Below are 5,835 nucleotides of genomic sequence, written 5' to 3' on the forward strand. Positions count from 1 at the left end.
GCCCAGCCACACCGTCGCCGCGAGGACGTGCAGCGCGACGGCCGGCGTCCCCAGGTCCTTGCCGACGCCGTCGATCGCGTGCCCGGTCACCACCGGCCCGAGCAGGGCCACGCCGGCGAGCACCGACGCCCCGAGCACCGAGGACCACGTCCGGGCCTCGCGGACCCACACCGCCACCACCGCCGCGCCGACCGCCGACGCCAGCCAGCCCACCGGGGCGGCCCGCACGACCAGCTGGACCACGAGGTCCGGCCCCGGGGCCGCGAGCCCGCCGGACGTGTCGGCGACCGTCAGGACCGCCACCACCACGGCCAGCGCCGCCCACGCCCACGCCGCGACCGACGCCGTCGCCCGCTCGCCCGCGGACGGGCCGCCGGCGCCGTCGGAGAGGACCACGGCCCGCGTCAGCGCCCCCAGTGCGACCGCCGCCGCCGCGTCGGCCGCCAGCCGCAGCACCGGTAGCCCGAGCCGGACCAGCTCGCCCGGGTCCGCGAGGCCGAGCACCGGGTAGGCCGCCCGGCCCAGCAGCAGGGCGGCGACGAGCACCGTCACCACGCCCAGGAGCGCCGCCGGGACGAGGCGTCTGGTCACGGGACCGGACTCACGGATCGAGGCGCCCGGGGAACCGCGCCCGGTACTCGTCGAGGTGCTGGGACTTGCAGACGTGCTGTTCCTTCTCGTTGATCGCCTGGCGCATGCACTCGTCGAGCGTCCGGGCCTGCGAAGCGTGCAGGTAGGTCACCGCGCTCTCCAGCGTCGGCCACTCCACGGCGGTGCCGATCCCGAGGGCCACGAGCCCGACGACGAGGGCCGCCACCGGCTTCGCCCGGCCGACCGCCCGCCCCGAGCGCACCCGCATCAGGGCGACCAGCGCGGCGACGAGGGCGACCAGGCCGAGGACCAGCCCGCCCCAGCCGGTCCACGAGCTCACCAGGGCCATCACGGCCACGACCAGCGCGAACGTCGCCGCGCCCGTGGCCCCCGCGGCGCGGTCCTCGGGCTCCTCGGGGTCGGCCGGTGACGCGCTCCCGGACTCCGAGGCACTGGTGCTCGTCACGGCCCGATGGTGACACCCGGCGTGCGCGCGCCCGCGTGGGGGGCGCACCATCGGAGCATGACCGACACGACGGCGCTCGCCGTCGACGCGCAGGACCGTCCCGGCGCCGAGGACCGGGCCGAGGACTTCCTGCTCACCGGCATGACGTGCGCCGCGTGCGCCTCCCGCATCGAGCGCCGGCTGAACAAGGTCGACGGCATCTCCGCGACCGTGAACTACGCCACGGAGCGTGCCACGGTCGTCCGGGACCCGGCGGTGGAGCGCAGCGCGGTCGTCGACGTCGTCGCGCGGCTCGGGTACGGCGCGACGCCGCTGCGCGCCCCGGAGGACAGCGACGACCCCGACGACGCCGGCGGTCGCACCTCCCGCGACGACCGCGTCGCCGACCTGTGGCGGCGCCTGGTGGTCGCGGCCGTGCTCTTCATCCCGATGGTCGACCTGCCGCTGGCCCTGTCGGTGCTGCCCGCCGCGCGCTTCCCCGGGTGGGAGTGGGTCGTCGTGGCGCTCGCGGCCCCGGTCGTCGTGTGGTCGGCGTGGCCGCTGCACCGGGCGGCGTTCGTCAACGCCCGACACGGCTCGTCCTCGATGGACACGCTGATCTCCCTCGGTGTCATCGCCGCGACCACCTGGTCCCTCGGCTCCATCCTGCTCGGCAACCTGCCCGAGCCGGGCGCCCGCGGCGCGCTCTCGGTGTTCCTGGAACCGGTCGGCCCGCTCTACCTCGAGGTCGCCGCGGCGGTGTCGACGTTCGTGGTGGCCGGGCGCTACGTCGAGGCCCGCGCCAAGCGCTCGGCCGGGGACGCGCTGGCCGCCCTCGCGGCGCTGGCCGCCCGGGACGTCGCGGTGCTCCTGCCCGACGGGACCGAGACGCGCGTCCCGGCGTCCGCCCTCGCCGTCGGGACCCGCTTCGTCGTGCGGCCCGGGGAGAAGGTGGCGACCGACGGCGTCGTGGAGTCCGGCGCGTCCGCGGTGGACCGCTCGATGCTCACCGGCGAGACCGTGCCCGTCGAGGTGGCGGCGGGCGACGCCGTCACCGGGGGCACGGTCGCGACCAGCGGACGCCTCGTGGTGACGGCGAGCGCGGTGGGTTCCGCGACGCAGCTCGCCGGGATGATCCGGCTGGTCGAGTCCGCCCAGGCGTCGAAGGCCTCGGTCCAGCGGCTGGTCGACCGGATCTCCTCGGTCTTCGTGCCGGTGGTGATCGGGCTCGCGGCGCTCACCGCGCTGGGCTGGTGGCTCGCGGGCGGCGGCCCCGGAGCCGTCTTCGCGGCGGCGCTGTCGGTGCTCGTCATCGCCTGTCCCTGCGCACTGGGCCTCGCGACCCCGACCGCGATGCTCGTCGCCTCCGGCCGCGGCGCCCGTGAAGGGATCTTCCTCAAGAGCCACCAGGCGCTCGAGTCCAGCCGCACCGTCGACACCGTCGTGCTCGACAAGACCGGCACCGTGACCACCGGGGCGATGACCGTGCGCGCGGTGCACGTCGCCCCCGGGGAGGACCGGGCGCGGGTGCTGCGGTTGGCCGGCGCCGTGGAGGAGGCCTCGGAGCACGCCGTCGCCCGCGCGGTCGCCGGGCGGGCGCGCGACGAGGTGGGCGTGCTGCCCGCCGTCGAGGACTTCGAGGCGCTGCCCGGGCTCGGGGCGCGCGGGAGCGTCGAGGGGGTCGCGGTGCGGCTCGGGCGGCCGGCGCTGGTCGGCGGTCTCCCGGACTGGGCCCCGGACCTCGCGGCGGACTCGACGCTGGTCCTCGTGGAGTGCGACGGCGAGGGGGTGGCGGTCCTCGAGCTCGCCGACGAGATCAAGCCCTCGGCCGCCCCGGCCGTGGCCCGCCTGCGCGCCGCCGGCCTGCGCACGGTGCTGCTCTCGGGCGACCGCGCCGGTGCGGCACACGCCGTGGGCGCGGCGGTCGGGGTCGACGAGGTCGTCGCCGACGTGCTGCCCGAGGGCAAGGTCGCCGCCCTCGTCGAGCGGCAGCGGGGCGGGGCACGCGTCGCGATGGTCGGCGACGGGATCAACGACGGCCCCGCGCTCGCGGCCGCCGACCTCGGGCTCGCCGTGGGCGCCGGCACCGACGTGGCGCTCGAGGCCGCGGACGTCATCCTCGTCCGCGACGACCTCGGCGCCGTCCCCGACGCCCTCGACCTCGCCCGCCGGACCGCGACGACGATCCGCCGCAACCTCGTCTGGGCGTTCGGCTACAACGTCGCCGCGATCCCGCTCGCGGCGTTCGGCCTGCTCAGCCCGCTGATCTCCGGCCTGGCGATGGCGCTGTCGAGCGTGCTGGTGGTGTCCTCGAGCGTGCGGCTGCGTCAGCCCGAACGGCGCCGACGCTCGCCCAGCACCGCCACCAGGTAGGCCTCGGCCGGGACGCCCGGCGGCGGCGGTGGGGCGACCCGCGTCGCGACGTCGCCGGCCAGCCGCTCGGCGAGGGTCCGGCGGATCGCCGGGTCCAGCTCGCGGGTGCGCCCGAGGAACTGCCGTGCGGCCAGGGCGAGGTCGTCGGGCAGGGCCGCGAGCTGCAGCGTCGAGGCCCAGCCCGCGAGCGCCGGGTCGGGGGCCGGGAGCTCGCGGGCGCGGGTCGAGCGCGGGACCCGCTCGCGCAGCACGACCGTCCCGGCGAGCAGGTCACCCACCCGCTGCCCGCGCGGTGAGCACGCCGAGACGACCATCGCGACCGCCCCGCCCAGCAGCCCGAAGTCGACGACGAGCCCGGTGAGCGCCCGGACCAGCGCGTGCCGGAACCGGATCGGCCCGCCGTCGTCGCGCACCACCCGCAGCCCGAACGCGAACTTCCCAGGCGACCGCCCGCGCGTCAGCGTCTCCCACGCCGTCGGCCACGCCACCAGCCCGAGCACGGCGAGCACGACGACGAGCGCCGTCGCCAGCGCCGTGTCGATGTCCACCCCGGCGACGACCACGACGATCAGCAGGACGATCTCGATCAACCCGATGATCGCCAGATCGAGAGCGAGGGAGAGGCCCCGGGTCGGTAGCTTGGCCGGCACGAGGTCCAGCTCGACCGCCTCACCCACGACGACGCCCGGATCGCGCTCGGGTGGGGTCACGGCCGGCCATGCTGCCAGGAAGGGAGGCCGCCCGCGTGGACGTCGACGCCTACACCGACGCCCACCGGGCCGACTGGGAGCGCCTCGAGACGCTGCTGCGGCGGCGGCGCTGGAGCGTCGAGGAGGCCGACGAGGCGATCGCGCTCTACCGCCGGACGGCCACCGACCTGTCCGTGGTCCGGTCGTCCTCGCCCGACCCGGCGCTGGTGTCGCGGCTGTCGTCGCTCGTGGCCCGCGGGCGGTCGGCCGTCACGGGCGCCTCGACCTGGTCCTGGCGCGACCCGCTGCGCTTCGTCACCGAGGAGTTCCCGGCCGCCCTCGCGGCGTCGGCCCGCTGGTGGGTCGGCACCGCGGCCGTCTCGGTGGCCGTCATGGTGCTCGCCGGATGGTGGGTGGCGACGACGCCGGGCGTGGCGGCCGCGATCGCCACCCCGGAGCAGACGCGCCGGCTGGTCGACCAGGAGTTCGCGTCCTACTACTCCTCGAACCCGGCCGCGTCCTTCGCCTCGCAGGTCTGGACGAACAACGCCCTCGTGGCCGCCACCTGCCTCGTCACCGGGGTGCTGCTGCTCCCGGTGCTGTGGGTGCTGCTCCAGAACGTCATGAACGTCGCCGTGGTGGGCGGGATCCTCGCCGCGAACGGCCGGCTCGGCCTCTTCCTCGGGCTGATCGTGCCCCACGGCCTGCTGGAGCTCACGGCCGTGTTCGTGGCCGCCGGGGCCGGGCTGGAGCTGGGGTGGACGTGGATCGACCCCGGCCCGGAGACCCGCGGCCGGGCGCTGGCGCGGCAGGGTCGGGTGACGGCGGGGATGGCGCTCGGGCTGGCGGGCGTGCTGCTGGTCTCGGGGGTGATCGAGGCGTTCGTGACCCCGTCCGGGCTCCCGACCTGGGCGCGCATCGGGATCGGGCTGCTCACCGAGCTGGCGTTCCTCGCCTACGTGCTGCACGGTCGGTGGGTCCTGCGCGACCGGGCCGGCGTGCCCGTCGCCGACGACGGGTCCTGACGACGGTCCGGCTCGCTCGCCTCGCCGGGACCTATGCGCGACGCACACATTCCGACCGGTGGCGCGCCTGGTCCCGGGGAAATCGACGCGTGGCGCACACAACCGGGCCGCGGGGTCGTAGGGGTCTGGGGAGATCGACGCGTGCCGCACACACTCCGGCCGCGGCGCGCCGACCGACGGGGTCGATCGACCCGTGGAGCGCTCTCCGGGCCCGCCATCGCTCCATGATCGACTTCTGGGCGGCACAGTGCTCGCTGAGCGGTCGTTCTGCCGCCGAAGTCATGATCTTGCCGCTGGAGGGTGTCCGGGAGGGCTTCCGAACTCGCGGTGATCTCCCACCGCGCGCGAAGGGCGGGTCCGCCCGGCCGGAGTGTGTGCGCCGCGCGCCGGGTCTGCCGGCACCGTGCGCCTCGTCGGCCGGAGTGTGTGCGCCGCGCGCCGGTTCTGCCGGCACCGTGCGCCTCGTCGGCCGGAGTGTGTGCGCGGCGCGCAGGTTCTGCCGGCACCATCCGCCTCGTCGGCCGGAGTGTGTGCGCCGCGCGCAGGTCCACGCCCCGAGGCGCCGGGCTCAGAGCCGCCCGCGGGCCTTGAGCGCGAGGTAGCGGTCGGCCAGGGCCGGCGCGAGGTCGTCGGGCGCGGCGTCGACCACCTCCACCCCGCGCCGCGCCAGCCGCGCGACGACGTCCCGCCGCTCCGCCAGGGCGACCCCGGC

At 76.8% G+C, this 5,835-nt stretch carries 4 protein-coding genes and 2 pseudogenes; 2 read left to right on the top strand and 4 right to left on the bottom strand.

The window, feature by feature from the left end; all coding sequences use genetic code 11:
• Positions 1-591 (bottom strand): annotated as a pseudogene (locus AC0CYZ_RS22775) (hypothetical protein); the annotation flags it as partial.
• 10 nt (positions 592-601) lie between these two features.
• On the bottom strand, positions 602-1,057 hold the full coding sequence (locus AC0CYZ_RS22780) for a hypothetical protein (RefSeq protein ID WP_472219556.1): 456 nt from the start codon (positions 1,055-1,057) through the stop codon (positions 602-604).
• Positions 1,058-1,114: 57 nt separating this feature from the next.
• On the opposite strand from AC0CYZ_RS22780, the gene AC0CYZ_RS22785 reads away from it, so the two are divergent.
• On the top strand, positions 1,115-3,409 hold the full coding sequence (locus AC0CYZ_RS22785; protein ID WP_472219557.1) for a heavy metal translocating P-type ATPase: 2,295 nt from the start codon (positions 1,115-1,117) through the stop codon (positions 3,407-3,409).
• Here the strand turns inward: AC0CYZ_RS22785 and AC0CYZ_RS22790 are convergent.
• On the bottom strand, positions 3,364-4,119 hold the full coding sequence (locus AC0CYZ_RS22790; protein WP_472219559.1) for an RDD family protein: 756 nt from the start codon (positions 4,117-4,119) through the stop codon (positions 3,364-3,366). The genes AC0CYZ_RS22785 and AC0CYZ_RS22790 overlap by 46 nt on opposite strands.
• A 35-nt stretch (positions 4,120-4,154) precedes the next feature.
• Here AC0CYZ_RS22790 and AC0CYZ_RS22795 point away from each other — a divergent pair, with 35 nt between their 5' ends.
• The gene (locus tag AC0CYZ_RS22795; RefSeq protein WP_472219561.1) at positions 4,155-5,123 is read left to right on the top strand and encodes a stage II sporulation protein M; all 969 of its coding nucleotides are present in this window, start codon (positions 4,155-4,157) and stop codon (positions 5,121-5,123) included.
• A gap of 568 nt (positions 5,124-5,691) precedes the next feature.
• On the opposite strand, the pseudogene AC0CYZ_RS22800 reads toward AC0CYZ_RS22795, so the two are convergent.
• Positions 5,692-5,835 (bottom strand): annotated as a pseudogene (locus tag AC0CYZ_RS22800) (DUF58 domain-containing protein); the annotation flags it as partial.

The sequence above is a fragment of the Actinomycetospora sp. genome (assembly GCF_055612215.1).